12 protein-coding genes and 1 pseudogene are annotated in these 15386 nt (G+C 61.8%); 3 read left to right on the top strand and 10 right to left on the bottom strand.

Annotation, left to right across the window (positions count from 1 at the left end; all coding sequences use genetic code 11):
• Positions 1 to 67: 67 nt before the first annotated feature.
• Entirely contained in the window at positions 68 to 2578 is a 2511-nt protein-coding gene (locus tag ASE80_RS25150; RefSeq protein ID WP_056861297.1) for a fimbria/pilus outer membrane usher protein, read from the top strand.
• 195 nt (positions 2579 to 2773) lie between these two features.
• Positions 2774 to 3610 carry a 5'-nucleotidase, lipoprotein e(P4) family gene (locus ASE80_RS25145; RefSeq protein ID WP_056861296.1) on the top strand — a complete coding sequence of 279 codons (837 nt, stop codon included), beginning with the start codon at positions 2774 to 2776 and terminating at the stop codon, positions 3608 to 3610.
• 15 nt (positions 3611 to 3625) lie between these two features.
• On the opposite strand, the gene ASE80_RS25140 is transcribed toward ASE80_RS25145, so the two are convergent.
• The gene (locus ASE80_RS25140) at positions 3626 to 4114 is read right to left on the bottom strand and encodes an Hcp family type VI secretion system effector (RefSeq protein ID WP_056861295.1); all 489 of its coding nucleotides are present in this window, start codon (positions 4112 to 4114) and stop codon (positions 3626 to 3628) included.
• 397 nt (positions 4115 to 4511) lie between these two features.
• Between ASE80_RS25140 and ASE80_RS25135 the strand changes: the two genes are divergently transcribed.
• A complete protein-coding gene (locus tag ASE80_RS25135) occupies positions 4512 to 5018 on the top strand; it encodes a hypothetical protein (protein WP_056861294.1) in 507 nt (168 codons plus the stop codon).
• Positions 5019 to 5050: 32 nt separating this feature from the next.
• Here the strand turns inward: ASE80_RS25135 and ASE80_RS25130 are convergent, their stop codons facing one another.
• From ASE80_RS25130 to fecE, 9 genes and pseudogenes are all read right to left on the bottom strand, one after another.
• The gene (locus ASE80_RS25130; RefSeq protein ID WP_236708869.1) at positions 5051 to 5953 is read right to left on the bottom strand and encodes an EAL domain-containing protein; all 903 of its coding nucleotides are present in this window, start codon (positions 5951 to 5953) and stop codon (positions 5051 to 5053) included.
• A gap of 78 nt (positions 5954 to 6031) precedes the next feature.
• Positions 6032 to 6235, bottom strand: a pseudogene (locus tag ASE80_RS31570) (response regulator); the annotation flags it as partial.
• 740 nt (positions 6236 to 6975) lie between these two features.
• Entirely contained in the window at positions 6976 to 7398 is a 423-nt protein-coding gene (locus ASE80_RS25125) for a RidA family protein (RefSeq protein WP_056861292.1), read from the bottom strand.
• A gap of 11 nt (positions 7399 to 7409) precedes the next feature.
• Positions 7410 to 8993 (bottom strand): flavin monoamine oxidase family protein, encoded by a 1584-nt coding sequence (locus ASE80_RS25120; RefSeq protein ID WP_056861291.1) that lies wholly within the window; start codon positions 8991 to 8993, stop codon positions 7410 to 7412.
• A gap of 10 nt (positions 8994 to 9003) precedes the next feature.
• Positions 9004 to 9927: an ABC transporter substrate-binding protein gene (locus tag ASE80_RS25115; protein WP_056861290.1), complete on the bottom strand. Its 924-nt coding sequence runs from the start codon at positions 9925 to 9927 to the stop codon at positions 9004 to 9006.
• 18 nt (positions 9928 to 9945) lie between these two features.
• On the bottom strand, positions 9946 to 10719 hold the full coding sequence (locus ASE80_RS25110; protein WP_056861289.1) for an amino acid ABC transporter ATP-binding protein: 774 nt from the start codon (positions 10717 to 10719) through the stop codon (positions 9946 to 9948).
• Positions 10712 to 11677 carry an amino acid ABC transporter permease gene (locus tag ASE80_RS25105; RefSeq protein ID WP_056861288.1) on the bottom strand — a complete coding sequence of 322 codons (966 nt, stop codon included), beginning with the start codon at positions 11675 to 11677 and terminating at the stop codon, positions 10712 to 10714. Before ASE80_RS25105 ends, ASE80_RS25110 begins: the two co-directional genes overlap by 8 nt.
• Before the next feature lie 25 nt (positions 11678 to 11702).
• Complete coding sequence (locus ASE80_RS25100) at positions 11703 to 14096, bottom strand: TonB-dependent receptor plug domain-containing protein (RefSeq protein ID WP_056861287.1); 2394 nt, start codon at positions 14094 to 14096, stop codon at positions 11703 to 11705.
• 503 nt (positions 14097 to 14599) lie between these two features.
• Positions 14600 to 15385, bottom strand: a complete 786-nt coding sequence (gene fecE / locus ASE80_RS25095; RefSeq protein WP_056861286.1) for a Fe(3+) dicitrate ABC transporter ATP-binding protein FecE — start codon at positions 15383 to 15385, stop codon at positions 14600 to 14602.
• Between the last annotated feature and the right edge of the window lies 1 nt (position 15386).

The raw sequence follows: 15386 nt of genomic DNA, 5'->3' as shown, positions 1-15386 counted from the left end.
AGGCTCACTTCGCGTGCGTGTTTGCGTGCCCGGCTGTCCGTCAATCAGGGATGTCATAGGTCCTCGCATGTCTTTTCTTTCCAGCAACAGGCCCGCACGTGGCGTACTGAAGTTGAAGACGCTGTCGCTCGCGATGGCTGCCAGCCTGCCGGCCTGGGCGGTGGCCGATGACGCAGCGCAAAGCTTCAACACCACGTTCCTGCAGGGCTCGCAGTCGCCGGTCGATTTGCAGCAACTGCTCTCGGCCAACAGCGTGCTGCCGGGCAATTACCGGGTCGACCTGTACAGCAACGAAGTTCTGGTGGGCCGACGTGATATCGACTTCAAGCGCAACCCGAAAAACGGCCGGGTCGAAGCCTGCCTGACCCTCGACCTGCTCAAGCAACTGGGCGTCGACATAAGTCGTTTGCAGGCCGAAGGCAAACTCGACCCGCAACAGCCGCAAGAGTGTTATGCCCTCGCGGACATGATCGAAGACGCCAGCGTGCGTTACGACAGCAGCCGCCTGCGCCTGCTGGCGAGCATTCCGCAAGTGGCCATGCAGCGCGGCCTGCGCGGGTATGTCGACCCGCAGTTGTGGGACGACGGCGTGCCGGCCGCGTTCATCAACTACCAGCTCAACAGCAGCCGCACCGCCGGCGACTATAAAACCCGCATCGCTAATAACCTCGGGCTGCGCAACGGCATCAACCTGGGCGCCTGGCGCCTGCGCAACGAATCGAACATGAGCAGCGGCACCGACCGCTCGAACACCTTCACCAGTAACCGCACTTACGTGCAGCACGACATGACGGCGATCAAGGGCCAATTCAGCGCCGGTGAGATTTTCTCCGACACCGACCTGTTCGACAGCGTGCGCTATCGCGGCCTCAAACTGGCCTCCGACGACGGCATGCGCGCCGACAGCGAGCGCGGCTACGCGCCGGTGATCCGTGGCGTGGCGCAGACCAACGCGACCGTAGAGATCCGCCAGAACGACTACATCCTCTACACCGCCAACGTCGCGCCCGGCCCGTTCGAGATCAACGACATCTACCCCAGCGGCTCCAACGGCGACTTGCAAATCACCGTGATCGAAGCCGACGGCAGCCGGCGAGTGACGATGCAGGCATTCTCCAGTTTGCCGATCATGGTGCGTGAAGGTCAGGTCAAGTACAGCCTCTCGGCGGGCACGTTCAAAAGCAATGCCGACGGCCTGGGCAGCCCGCGCTTTCTCAGCGGCACGCTGGCGTATGGCTTGACCAGCAACCTCAGCGGCATCGTCGGTATGCAAGCCAGCGAGGACTACAGTGCGCTGTCGATCGGCGCCGGCAGGAACACCGCGTTCGGCGCCTTTTCCCTGGACACCACACACTCGTCCAGCAAGGCCCGCGGGCAAACCCACCAGGGCAGCAGCGTGCGGGCGTTGTACGCGAAGACCTTTGCCGGCACTGACACCAACTTCACTTTGGCCGCCTACCGTTATTCCACCGAGGGCTACCGCACCCTCACCGACCACGTGGAAGACAACAGTGAAGACGTGCGCGTGCGCACCGGCCACTCGAAAACCCGTACCGACCTGACCATCAACCAGAGCCTGGGGCGTAACAGCCAGTTCGGCAGCCTGTACGTCAACGCCAGCGACCAGCGCTACTGGAACCGTGGCGGCTCGCGCAGTTTGTCGGCGGGTTACACCGGTAACTGGGGCGACCTGAGCTACAACCTTGGCGTGACGCGCACCCAGCAAATCGTCACCTATGGCGAGCCCAGCAGCGACACCCAGGTGAACCTGTCCGTCTCGTTCCCGCTGGGCAGCCAGGCCCGTGCGCCGCGAGCCTTTGTCACCACCAGCCATCAGCGCGGCGACACCACCACACAAGCCGGTATCAACGGTTACGTCGCCGATACCAGCGACACCTTCTATTCGGTGCAGGCGGGCCATAGTGATGCGAGTGGCGACTCCGGCTCGGTGAATATCAACAGCCGCACCTCCATGGCGGACGTGAGCCTGGGCTACAGCCAGGGACAGGGCTACAACTCGCAGAACCTTAACCTCGCAGGTTCGGTGGTTGCCCACGCAGGCGGCATCAACCTGGGGCAGACCGTCAGCGAAACCTTCGCCCTGGCCGAAGTGCCGGGTATCTCGGGGGCTAAAATCGGCAGCTACAGCGGCGTCGAGACCGGCTACAACGGCTATGCGGTGATACCCACGGCGCAGCCTTACCGGGTGAACTGGATTAGCCTGGACACCCGCGACCTGGGCGGCGATGTGGAAATCACCAACGCCACCCAGCAACTGGTGCCGCGCCGTGGCGCTATCGTGGTGGCGCGTTACAGCGGCACCACCGGGCGACGGGTGTTGTTCGAGCTGTTTGATGCGCAGCACAAACCGTTGTCGTTCGGGGCTTCGCTGGAAGACTCGGCAGGTAAGCAACTGGCGATTGCAGACCCGAACGGGAATGCGCTGGCGCTGGTGGAGCAGGATCAGGGCACGCTGATCATCAAGTGGGGCGAGCAGCGTTGCAGTGCAAGCTATGCGCTACCGCCGCAGAACAAGGCGCTGAACTATGAGCGGCAGGCGTTGGTATGTGGGCCTTGAGGGGGTGGCGGCTAGTCTGCTTTTCTGTGGGAGCTGGCTTGCCTGCGATGCAGACACCTCGGTGCATCAGGTACACCGAGTTGATGCCATCGCAGCGGTGCGACGATTCGACAAGCCAGCTCCCACATTCGGGATTGATGTATAGCCTGATTAGGCTAAGGTGCTGCCCACACGCTTCCACCGCCGAGACATCCCATGCGCCACCTGATTTTCGCCAGCGTCTGCCTGCTCACCACCGCCCTGACCGGCTGCCAGCAGACCCCGCCGGCCAACGACCAACTCGACGCCGTGCTCTGGACCCAGACCTCCATCGAACACGAGTTGATCTACCGCCAGCTGTTCGCCAACGCCACCCGCCAACTCGACGTGGCCCTGGCCGACCCGACCTGGGATGCCCTGCCCTTTCCACCCCGCAATCTGAACGGTTTACCTCCAGCGGTGGTGGTGGATATCGACGAAACCCTGCTGGACAACGTGCCGCTGAACGCTCGCGACGTCATCAACAATCAAGTCTATTCCTATGATCGCTGGAACACCTGGGTCGACCAGGCCAAGGCCCAGGCATTGCCGGGCGCAGTGGCTTTCCTGCACGCCGCCGAGCAAAAAGGCATCAAGGTTTACTACCTCACCAACCGCGAACACAGCCAGGTCGCGGCCACTGTCGCCAACCTGCGCCTGCGCGGGTTTCCGGTGGCCAGCGACGCACAGGTTCTGGCCGCCAGCACGCCCATCGGCCATTGCGAAAGCGCCGGCTACGGCAAGACATGTCGCCGCCAGTGGGTCGCCAGCCATGCCCGCGTATTGCTGATGGCCGGGGACTCGCTGGGTGATTTCGTGCAGGCCGAACACAATACCCTCACCGCCCAACGCAAGGCGGTGGAACCCTATGTGAGCTGGCTGGGGCAGCGCTGGTTCCTGCTGCCGAACCCGAGTTACGGCAACTGGTACAGCGCGCCGTATGGGGATGATGAGAAGTTGCCGTTTGAACAAAAACGCAAGCTCAAACAGCAGGCATTGCAGTTGGAAGAATAAGAGGCTGGCTGGGGCTCAGGCTTTGATGTTCTGCCGAATGTTCCAGCCAAACTTCACCGGCCCGCCGTCCTTGGCGCCGTCGGCCTTCTGCGGCTGGTAGCTGACGTCGACGGTGGCAAAATTGAGGGCAAAGCTATCATGTACGACGTCGGTGGTGTGTTCAGCATTCGTGCTGTAGGACACCACCATGACTTCCTTCAGGGTCATCACCAGATACTCCACCGGGCTGGCACCGCCGGCCTTGCGTACCACCAACCTGGCCTCGGGGTAATGCTTGCCGCTGGCGCAGGCCATCATCAGGTTGGGGCTGGATTTGTCCAGTGGTTTGGTCAGGTTCAGGTTGGCAATATTGACCTTGCCCGCACCGCCGCCCGTACCGCTGTGCATCGAACCCGACTGCGACATGCCCCACGCCCACTGGGTAATGTCTATCTCGTCGCGATGGGCCTGGTCCCTTGATTCGCCCTTGATATCACCCAGCTTCAAAAACATATCGACTGCCATGTTTGCTCCCTGCCTTGGTATACGTCGGTAGTGACGTGGGGCGCACTTTTCCTCAGCCGCAGCGGTACACGCAAGACGCAGAAAGCCGTTAGAGACGCACCCGACGTTAAATGGCGAACCTTCCGACATTCAGCGGCACCTCTTCATCTTTACGCTCTCGACTCCGGCAAAAACAGGAGTTAAGGATGACGGCTTCCCTGCTCAAAGATGGATTCCCTTCGGCCCACCGCACCACGCGTCAGCGGATTGAAAGCAGTATTGATCTGCGTAAGTAAATGCAGCATGCAACCGCTACCCACATCATGGATGTATTGGCTGCATCGCTCAGCTTTACCAGCAGTGCAACCAGCGGAAATCTCAAGACGTTGGCAGTCGGCGTCTACGAGGAGGTCAACCCGTGAGCGAAAAGGGCGAAGTGAAAAACCCGTATTACTCCAGTGCTTTTATTGAAAACCCTTGGAAAATCATCAAACGGTACACGCTGGTAATCAGTGCCGACCTTCTCGTCGCATGCGCCTCGATAGCATTGACGGCTACCCTGACAATGCTCACTTACCTTTCGTCGTACCCCATAAGCTTTGCGGCCAAGACATTTTTTTTCAGCGCGACCGGGCTTGGCGCTGTATATGCCATTGCCAAATACCAAGTGCTGTACGGCCGCATACACTGGGTCTGGCTAAACGTCGCGATATACCTCATATGTCTGCTGGTATCACTTCCCGCGATCGCGTACCGCCCCAACGTCCACCTCTACTCCATGACCCTTCTCGGCCCCCTGACCGGCCTGCTGATCCTCAACAGCAACCGCTGCCGCGAACTGCGCCACAAGATGCTAGAAATCCGCCACAAGCGCGAAAACATCATCGCCAACCTGAAAAAACAGGGCCGCTGGAAATGGTGGTAAGCGCCCTGCCACCTGCATTCGCTCAACCCCCATCAAGCCACGTTCTGCAACCGCCACAACAACTGCTCGCCACTCATCGCCTGCGCATACACATAACCCTGGCCCACCCTGCAGCCCATCGCCAGCAATTGCCGCTGCTGCTCCTGGGTTTCGATGCCTTCCACCACTACGGCCATGCCCAGGCGGTCGCCCAGCGCCAGGGTGCTGTGGATCACCGCGCGGCAACGTGGGTCGGCGGTCATGCCGCGCACAAACTCGGCATCCAGCTTGATCTCGTTGAACGGCAGCTGACACAGGCGCTGCAAGGATGAAAACCCGGCGCCGAAGTCATCCAGGGACAGGTTGCAACCGAGCATGCGCAAACGCATCAGGCATGCCAGGCTGCTCGCCGAGGCTTCCAGCATGCCGCTTTCGGTCAGCTCGAAAGTCACGCTGGAGCGCGGAGCCTTGAACGGCGCCATGATGTCTTTGATCTGCAAGCTCAAGCCGCCCTGAGCCAGTTGCTGAGCGTGCAGGTTGAACGCCAGGTTCAAGGCCATGCCGCTTGCCCTGACGTGTTGTTGCAGGGTCAAGGCCTGGTGCATCTGCGCAAACAACAATTCGTCGAGCCGCCCGCAACGCTCCAGCACCGGCATGAAGGCCATTGCCGGTAACAGACCATAGAGCGGGTGCTGCCAGCGGCTCAACACTTCCACACCGGTCATCTCGTTGGTCCACAAGCTGAATTTGGGTTGGTAGTACGCGTGCAACTGGCCGGCAGCTAATGCGTCACACACTTGCGTTTGAGTAAACAATGGCAGCGCAGGTGAAACCGCAGGCACGATCGCCCCAGCAGACTGATGACGATGCACGACCGCTTCGAGCTGATTGAGGGGCGCCAGCTTTTCGACATGGCCCAGCAAACGCACGCCGAGCAAGCGGGTGAACTGTTGCAAGGCTTGGCTGATTCCAGGCGGCTGATGGCCGCTGACAATCACGCTATGCAGCCACCCTCGTTGCGCAGCATGTTGCAAAAACTCCAGACCATCCATGCCGGACATGGACAAGTCGCACAATACGACATCCACCCCACCCACACCTTCCAGGAGGGCCAAGGCTTCAATGGCATGCGTCGCCTCGATTACCGTATGCCCCAACCGTTTGAACTGGCTCACGACGACGGCGCGCTGAAAGGCGTGTTCCTCAAGGATCAGGATGCGTAAAGGCTGGCTCGTCATTGGCGTGGGCTCGTGGGTGGTGGACCCAACGATTGTCTAAAACTGCCAGGGAAAAGCGCGGATGTTTAATCCTTTATGAACGTAGGATATTTCTCAAAATACTAACAGCCGGCCAAAGGCAGCGGATCGGTTCAACGCTATCCGCCGCCTCAGGGTTTGCTACACCGGCTTGCCCATCAACGGGTCACTGATACTGTGCGCCCCCGTCTCCACCCGCCCCGCTACGCGACGCCCTTTGCCCTGTTGCTCCCAGACCTTGCGCCCTCGCTGAAACCGCGCACACCGGGCAAGGTGCCGAAGTAGTGGTCGAACTGGCGGCGGCCTTCAGCAGGGTGCGGCGCGTGAGAGTTGGCATGGCACTGTTCGATCCCTGGGGAGCTTGAGATAAAAACGCTCAAGACAAGGAAGAGACTGCATGCGACGAAAAAGTGACATCAGGTTACTGACAATCCGATGATCTGTTTACAGGCCTATCGCTGATTGTGGCAAGCAGCTTGTTGTGGGCTGTGGGCTGGTTGTGGGCTGTGGGCTTGTTGTGGCGAGCAGGCTTGCCCTGCGTTGGGCTGCGCAGCAGCCCCAGTAAAGACACTGGAGTTCTCCTGAAGGAACTCAGCGCCTGGTTTCAGGGCCGCTGCGCGCCCCAACGCAGGGCAAGCCTGCTCGCCACAACAAGCCCACTGGCCGCAACAAGCCTGCTCTCCACAGCATGCCTGTTCACCACAACAGCGCACTCAACAGGATCAGGCCGTTCTGGCCGCAATCGCCTCCACTTCCACCAGCGCCCCCGGCAACGGCAATGCCACCACCTGCAACGCCGTGCGCGTGGGCTTGTTCGGTTGCTCGGGCGTGGCGAAGAACTGCGTGTAACCGCGTTGCAACCCGGCAAAATCGAGCTTGCCGTCGGTCTCTTCGGCACCCACCAGAAACACGCGCAATTGCACGATATCGCCCAGGTCCAGGTCTTGCTGCTGGAGGATCTTGCGCAGTTTGTTGAACACCGACACCGTCTGCACTTCGGTGTTGCCGTAAACCCCAGGCACGTTCGGGTCGAGCAGGTCGGGCAAGGTGCCGCTGACGAAAATCAGGCTGGCCGAGGCCGGTACGGTGACGGTTTGCGAGATGGGAAAATCGCCGACGCTGGTGCGTTGAATACTGTCGCTCATGGTGATGCTCCTCAGGAGGCGGCGAGTGCCGCACGCTGTTGTTGTTGGGTAACGCGCTCAGCCAGTTGCGCAATCACATGGCGCGCCGAGTTGGCCGCCGATTCCTGCCAGATGCCTACGCCGCTTTGCACCAGGCCGTCGCCGGCGAAGTACACGCGGCCGTGAGCCTGCTCCAGCAAGGCACTGGCATCGGCCGGGAAGTGTTCGCGTTGCAGCCATGGGCCTTCGCTGTAGGGGATCTGTTCCCAGGACACCGCCAGCGGGTGGCGCAGGTGTTTTGAATAACCCGGATGCAGCAGTTCCACGGCTTCTTTGGACGTGGCGTACTGCTGGTCGAACGGCTTGGCGCCAAACACGTCGGCGCCCTCCCCGGTCACGTAGCCGGCCACCAGCAAACCGTCGCGGGTGTTGAGGTCGTTGCTGGGGTACCACAGCAGGCGCGCCGGGTGTTCGATCCACGACAGGCCGCCATAGGTGCGGTAGTCGGTTTCCCAGAAGCGCGGCGATTGCCAGGCCACTTTGGTCGCCTGATCACTGCGGGTGCTGAGCAAGGCGGCTTTGACCGGGTCGCTGAAGTCGGTGTCGAGTTTGGCCAGCAGCGGCAACGGCAAGGTCGAGACCAGGTAATCGGCGCGCACCACTTGTTCGCGGCCGCTGAACTGGTCGTGGTAGGTCACCGCCACGCCGTCTTCAAGCTGGCGGATCTGCCGCACCTGGGCGCCCAGTTGCACGTGGTCGCGCACGCGTTGGTAGAAGGCATCGGTGATGCGGTCCATGCCGCCGACGGGTTGGAACATGGTGGCGGAAAATTCCGGGAATTCGGTGTGCAATAACGCGCCCCACAACTCCGGATGCAGCAGCCGGTCCAGCGCCAGCGGGCTGCGGCTGGCGGGCAGCGCGCCGGGGTGGGCAGGCGATTCCAGGTGGCCGGAGCGCAGGCTGCCTTCATAGGCCAATTCCTGGGACAGGTCGCCATACACCTGCAAGAACGCCAGCAAACGCGTGCGCTCTTCACTGCTCAACACATCATCGAGGGCATCGCGCTGCACGGCTTTGGCCAGCAAGCCGGACAGATGCCCGCGCGTGTCATTGATCGCCTGGCCGACGGTAAACGCAGACTGTTGCAGATCGGGCCGCACCTGGGCGCCGTGGCTGCTGTTGACCAGCACTTCCAGCGGCACACCCAGTTCGCTGCAATAGTCGAGAATCGTGCGGTGCTGGCTCGGAATCCTGGCGGGGCCGGCGTTGAAATACAGGCCTGTATCAAACGCTACGGTTTGCGTACGGCCATCCTTGTAGTCCACACGGTCGCCATTACGCAGGGTCCAGGTACGCCCGCCCACGCGGTTGCGGGCCTCCAGTACTTGCACGCTGAAGCCGGCGCGGCTCAGTTCCAGCGCCGTCACCAACCCGGCAATCCCGGCGCCCAGCACCAGTACACGAGTGCCCTGCCCCAGACCAGGCTTGAGTTTCAGCGGCTGCGGGCGTCGATGTGACGACGGCCCCAACCCCAATACCGCCAGTGCATCCTTGACGGCCTTTTCACCGCCTACAGCGGCGATGCTCGACAGCGCTTCACGGCGTGTCAGTCCCATGTCGATTCTCCTAGTCCGGCAGGCCCGGTGGGTTGATCAGCGAGGTGTCGACGCGCTCGATGTCCAGGCCCCAGCGTTGCAGCACCTGCTCGTACTGGCCGCCGGCAATCGCGCCTTGCAGGGCGGTGTGAATCGGTTGGATCAGGCCGTTGTCCTTGCGGGTGGTCACGGCGATATCCGCCTTCAACGGCCAGCCGCCATTCACCGTGCCCACCAACTTGATGCCGCCAGTGACCGCCGCCGAATAGGCATACACCGAGTTAGGCCCGAACAGCGCATCGCTGCGACCCGATTGCACCGCCAGTTGCGCGGCGGCCTGGTCATCGATGTATTGCAGGAGCGCAGGCTTGATACCGGCCTTTTCATTGGCCTCGTTCCAGGCCAGCAGCACCTTCTCCTGGTTGGTGCCGGAGCCGACGATGATCTTCAGCCCGGCAATGTCGGCGGCCTGTTTGATCTCGGTAATTTTGTTGGTGCTCTTGACGTAAAAGCCGAGCACATCCTGGCGATAGGTGGCGAAGTCAAAACGCTTCTTGCGCGCCTCGGTCACGGTGACGTTGCTGATCACCGCGTCGTACTTGCCGGAGCTGACGCCCAGCGGCCAGTCTTCCCAACTGGTCTGCACCACATTGAGTTGCAGACCGAGGCTGTCGGCCACCAGCTGCGCGGTATCGGCTTCGCTGCCGATGGTGGTCTTGTCGTCGTTGGCCAACAGCGCCAGCGGCGGCCCGGCAACGCCGGACACGGCGACGGTGAATTTACCGGGCTGGGCGAACTTGAAGCCCGGCGGGATCTGCGCGATCGCCGCTTCATTGCGCGGCACATGGATGCGCACGCGGTCGGGGCTGAAATCCACCTGTTGCACGGCGAACGCGGTTTGCGCAGCACCGACGGCAAGCGTCAGCAAGGCCACGCGGGCAGTATTGATGAACATGGGCAGTCACTCCTTGAACTAAAGCACCTTGCCCAGAAAGGCCACGGTGCGAGGATGTCGGGGTTGGCGAAAAATCTGTTCGGGCGGGCCTTCTTCGATCAGTTGGCCGTCACACAGGAACACCACGTGGTCGGCCACTTCGCGGGCAAACCCGATTTCGTGGGTGACGATCACCAGGGTCACGCCCAGTTGGGTCAGGCCCTTGATCACGTCGAGTACTTCGCCCACCAGCTCCGGGTCGAGGGCTGAGGTGGGTTCATCGAACAGCAGCACTTTGGGGTCCAGCGCCAGGGCGCGGGCGATGGCCACGCGCTGTTGCTGGCCGCCGGAGAGCTGGCGTGGGTAGGCATCGACCTTGTCGGCCAGGCCGACCTTGGCCAGCAGCTCGGATGCCTTGGTCTGTGCCTCGGCCTTGCTCCAGCGCTTGTGGGCCAGCGGTGCTTCGGCGACGTTTTCCCAGGCGGTGAGGTGCGGGAACAGGTTGAAGTTCTGGAACACAAAACCCACGTCGATGCGGCGCTTGAGAATCTCGCGTTCTTTCAATTCGTAGAGCAGGTCACCCTTGCGCCGATAGCCGACGTATTCACCGTCGATGGTGATGTGCCCGCTGTCGATTTTTTCCAGGTGGTTGATGGTGCGCAGCAAGGTGGATTTGCCCGAGCCGGACGGCCCGAGAATCACCGTGACCTTGCCTGGGTCGATGGTCAGGTCGATGTCTTTCAACACCTGCTGGTTGCCAAAGCGTTTGCCCACGCCCTGGATCTGAATGCGCCCGGCGCGTGCTTCAGCCATGGGTTTTCTCCTTTAGCCAGCCGCGCAGGCGTTGCAGCGGTGTGGGCGGCAGCACCCGCGCCGTACCGCGCGCAAAGTGGCGCTCGACGTAGTACTGGGCGCTGGTCAGCACCGTGGTGATGATCAGGTACCACACGGTCGCCACCACCAGCAGCGGGATCACCGCCTGGGTGCGGTTGTAGATGACCTGCACGGTGTAGAACAGCTCCGGCAAGGCCAGCACATAGACGATGGACGTGCCCTTGACCAGGCCGATGATTTCGTTGAAACCCGACGGCAAAATCGAGCGCAGCGCCTGGGGCAGGATGATGCGAAAAATCCGTCGCGAAGCCGGCAAACCGAGGGCCGCCGCCGCTTCATGCTGGCCGGCGTCCACGCCTATCAAACCGCCGCGAATGATCTCCGCCGCGTAGGCGGCCTGCATCAGGCTCAGGCCCAACACCGCCACGGTGAATTGGCTGAGCACATCCACGGTCGACCACTCGGCGAACACCACGCTGGTGAACGGTACGCCGAGCACGATGTGGTCATACAGGTAGGCAAAGTTGTAGAGGATGATCAGCACCAGCAGCGCCGGCATCGAGCGGAAAAACCAGATATAGCCCCAGGCCAACGCCGCCAGCAATGGCGAACCCGACAGCCTTGCCAGCGCCAATGCCGTACCGAAGAGGATGCTGAACACGGTGCTGAGCAGCGTCAGCAGCAGCGTCTGGCCGAGGCCGCGCAGCACCGAGGCAGAAAAGAACCACTGGCCGAACACGCCCCACTCCCAACGCGGGTTGGTGGCCAGTGAATGCACGATGGCGAGCAGCACCAGCGCGGCGAAGATCGACCCGGCCCAGCGCCACGGGTGGCGGGCGGGCACCACTTGCAGGGCCTTGATCGGCGTTGCGACGCGGCGCTGGCGAACCGGGCTGACCTCGTCGATCAGGTCATAGGATTTGGCGACAATGGGCATGTTCTATTCCTCGCGGGTTGCGGCCTTAGAAGGCGTAAGTCAGCCGGGTGTAGTAGTACCCGCCGGTAAAACCGTAGGGCGAATAAGTGCCGTAGCTGGCGACCATGGTGCTGCTCGGCACGCCTTGTTTCTTGGGGTAAAGGTCGAACAGGTTCTTGGCGCCGACGGCAATGTTGAGGGCTTTGGTGAGGTTGTAGCCAAGGTCGAGGTCGGTGATCCATTTGGCGCTGTAGACGCGGTCGAGGCTGCGGTCGGCAGAAACGTTGACCTCTTTGTAAGAACCGTAACGGGTCAGGGCCAGGTTGAGGTTGAAGCGGTCGATGCTCCAGTCGCCGCCGAGGATGAGTTTGGTCTTGGGCTGCACATCGGTGATCAGGCCACGGGCCTGGCGGTCCATCAGGTCATAGGGCGTGCCGAGGATGTCGGTGGAGGCCTTGTAGTTGAGGATCTTGGTCTGGTTCCAGTTGAACGCGGCGGTCCACTTCAAGGCGCCGAACTGGCCGAGGTCCTGGTTGTAGTTGCTGACCAGATCCACGCCCTTGGTGCGGGTGTCGGCGCCGTTGATAAAGTACTGGCCGCCGGAGGTGGAGTTGATGCCGTTGCTTTGCAGTACCTGGCTGACTTCGGGGCCGAGCAAGGTGCCGGTCAGGGTGATGCGGTCGCGCAGGTTGATCACGTAGGCATCGGCGGTGAAGTTCAGGCGGTCAGTGGGCGTGAGGGTGAACCCCAGGCTGAAGTTGGTCGAGCGCTCGGGTTTCAACTCCTGGGCGCCGAGGGCCTTGGCCGCCGCCGAACCCACCGGCAATACGCCGTAGTTGATCGACTGATACACGCCATCGACCACGCCATACGTGGTGGAGCGCGCGCTGAACAGGCTGTTGGCCAGGGACGGCGCACGGAAGCCATTGCTGACGGTGGCGCGCACGGCAAATTGCGGGGTGAAATCGTAGCGCGTGGTCAGCTTGCCGCTGCGGGTGGCGCCGACGCCTTCGTTGTAATGCTCGTAGCGAAAGGCCGTGCCGATGTACCAGTCCGGCAGCGGGTTGAAGCCCACATCGACATAACTGGCGAGACTGTTGCGCGAGGCGCTGCTTTCTTCATCCGGCGAAATGCCGTTGGTGACTTGCGCCCCGGATGACGCGCAGTTGCCCGGCGCCACGCAGTAGCCGCCATTGGCATAGGACGCGTAGTCACCGGCCTGCACCTCATAGGTGTCGCGCCGATGCTCGAAGCCGTAGGACAGGTCCAACGGTTTTTGCAGGCCCACATCAAAGCCGCGCTTGAAGTCGAGGTTGGTGGTCAGCTCGGTGGAAATCCAGGTGCCGGAGGTGAAGCTGTTGGGCGTGTACTCGCCCAGTGACGGGTTCTGGTTGTGGGTAGTGCCCTGCTCCGCCTCGTTGCGCCCGTAGGTGGTGGACAGGTCCCAGTCCCACGCGCCGACGGTGCCTTTGCCGCCGAACGCGGCCTGGAAATCGTCCTCGTCGATGGACCAGGTCGGCGTGTAGCCGGCCGGATAACCATTCGGCCCGGTGGTGATGGTGTTGGTGATGGTCGGCAGGCGGTAGTTCTGCCCCTGCTCGGCCTTGCGCCGCGAATAGGTAGTGAAGGAATACAGGCTGAGGCTGTCATCGATCGGCAGCTCGGCGTTGTAGCCCAGGGTCAGCAGGTTGGTCTTGGGCGTGCCGTAACCGCCGTAGGTCGACCTGCCGGCCTGGTTATAGGCTTGCTCATAGGTGTAGCCGTTGGCGCTGGCTTTGTTGTCGTCATTCTGGCTGCGGGCATCCAGGGCCAATTGCACGACGCCGCCGTTGCCGATTTCAAAACCCTTGTTGAGGCTTTGTTGCACGGTTTGCTTCTTGCCGTCGTAGCCCTGGCCGACGTTGGTGACGGCGGTGCCGCTGGTATCGGCCTTGAGGATCACATTGATGACCCCGGCGATGGCATCCGAGCCGTACTGGGCGGCGGCGCCGTCGCGCAGCACTTCCACATGGTCGATGGCACTGATGGGGATCAGATCCAGGTCAGCCGGTGCCGCGCCGGTGTTGATGCCGTTGATGTTCAGCGTGGCGCTGGTGTGACGACGTTTGCCGTTGACCAGCACCAGCACTTCGGCGGCGCTCAAGCCGCGCAGGTTGGGGGCACGGGCAATGCCGCTGGCGTCCCAGCCGGTTTTTTCCGGCAGGGTCAGTGACGGGATCACCGCGCTCAAGGCTTCCATCAAGCCCGGCTTGCCGGTGCTTTGCAGTTGCCTGGCGCTGACCACGTCGATCGGCACCGGGCTGCTGGTGACGGTGCGCTGCTCGGCGCCACGGTTGCCGGTGACCACCACGGTGGACAAGGTGCTGTCGTCCTGGGCGGATGCAGTGCCGGCAAACAGGGCCAGCGTGAGTGCGGCGGTGGGGGGTAAAACTTGCTTCATGACCACTCCAGGCTTTCCGAATCGCGAAGTCGGGCAGTCGCGCGGGCGGGCGCGGTGCTCGTTTTTAAGGGTGTCGCTGCGATGGGGAACTAGATGTGGAGTGAGCGAGGGTTTTGAATTGGCAACATACGTTGATCTCCCTTCCAACGATTCTGCCGCGGGGTCTTTACCCGGTTATGGCGCGCAGAATCTGAATCACGCTGGGTACCATCCGAGGTCAGGGGTAGGCTGTTGCGATCAAACATAACGGAATGGATTTCAAAAATATAATGCTATTTGGGCATAAGCTAATATTCTCTACTTTCATTATTAATTAATAACTTTATTCATATAAATAATGTTTTTTTACTGATCGTTCCCACGCTCCGCGTGGGAATGCAGCCCGTGACGCTCCGCGTCGCAAGGTTCCCTGTCGTAGGGCGGGACGCGGAGCGTCCCATGAGGCATTCCCACGCGGAGCGTGGGAACGAGCAACGAGCATTAGTGCGTGAGAGCGAGCAGGTTCAGGTGCGGGTGCTTCTTTCCACCAGGCACATCGGCGTGCCGGAAACCGGCTCCTGCAGGATCTGCACTTGCACGTCGAACACCTGGCGCATCAGCTCGGCGCTGATCACCTGGGCTGGCGCGCCATCGGCCACCAACTTGCCGGCGTGCATCACCGCCAGGTGATCGGCGTAGCGGCAGGCCTGGTTGATATCGTGCAGTACGGTGATCACGGTTTTGCCCTCGGCGGCCAGTTCGCCCATCAGGTCGAGCAGTTCCACCTGATGGCTGATGTCGAGGTAAGTGGTGGGTTCGTCGAGCAGTACCACTGGCGCATTCTGTGCCAGCACCATGGCCAGCCAGGCTCGTTGGCGCTGGCCGCCGGACAAATCCGCCAACACGCGGTCGCCCAGGCTGTCCAGCTCCAGGCGCTGCATGGCTTGGGTCACCTGGGCTTGATCATTGCCACTCAGGCGCCCCCACAACGAGTTATGCGGGCTGCGGCCGTAGGCGACCAACTGGCGCACGCTGACACCTTCCGGCACCGGCAATACCTGCGGTAAAAATGCGATCTGCCGCGCCAGTTGGCGTGCGGACAAGCTGGCGTAGGCGTGGCCATCCAGGGTCAACTCGCCCTGGGTCGGCTTGAGGATCCGCGCAAACGCCTTGAGCAAAGTCGACTTGCCGCAGCCGTTAGGGCCGATCAGCGCGGTGACGCGACCTGTCGGCGGTGCGAACGAAAGGCCCTGCACAATGCGCGTGGCGCCGTAGCCGATGTCGAGTTGGTGTGCCTGCAAAATACTCATG

Origin of the sequence: Pseudomonas sp. Leaf15, from assembly GCF_001421425.1 — a bacterium.
In the GTDB taxonomy this organism is placed as follows: Bacteria; Pseudomonadota; Gammaproteobacteria; order Pseudomonadales; family Pseudomonadaceae; genus Aquipseudomonas; species Aquipseudomonas salomonii.
Note: the sequence above shows the minus strand (reverse complement) of the source record. Positions and strands in the feature narration are given on the sequence as shown.

Bases quoted from the DNA above. Each gene is read 5' to 3' on its own strand.
- ASE80_RS25125 (WP_056861292.1), bottom strand. From the start codon at position 7,398: ATGAGCGACAGTATTCAACGCACCAGCGTCGGCGATTTTCCCATCTCG.
- ASE80_RS25115 (WP_056861290.1), bottom strand. From the start codon at position 9,927: ATGTTCATCAATACTGCCCGCGTGGCCTTGCTGACGCTTGCCGTCGGT.
- ASE80_RS25145 (WP_056861296.1), top strand. From the start codon at position 2,774: ATGCGCCACCTGATTTTCGCCAGCGTCTGCCTGCTCACCACCGCCCTG.
- ASE80_RS25110 (WP_056861289.1), bottom strand. From the start codon at position 10,719: ATGGCTGAAGCACGCGCCGGGCGCATTCAGATCCAGGGCGTGGGCAAA.
- ASE80_RS25105 (WP_056861288.1), bottom strand. From the start codon at position 11,677: ATGCCCATTGTCGCCAAATCCTATGACCTGATCGACGAGGTCAGCCCG.
- ASE80_RS25140 (WP_056861295.1), bottom strand. From the start codon at position 4,114: ATGGCAGTCGATATGTTTTTGAAGCTGGGTGATATCAAGGGCGAATCA.
- ASE80_RS25120 (WP_056861291.1), bottom strand. From the start codon at position 8,993: ATGGGACTGACACGCCGTGAAGCGCTGTCGAGCATCGCCGCTGTAGGC.
- ASE80_RS25100 (WP_056861287.1), bottom strand. From the start codon at position 14,096: ATGAAGCAAGTTTTACCCCCCACCGCCGCACTCACGCTGGCCCTGTTT.
- ASE80_RS25150 (WP_056861297.1), top strand. From the start codon at position 68: ATGTCTTTTCTTTCCAGCAACAGGCCCGCACGTGGCGTACTGAAGTTG.
- fecE (WP_056861286.1), bottom strand. From the start codon at position 15,385: ATGAGTATTTTGCAGGCACACCAACTCGACATCGGCTACGGCGCCACG.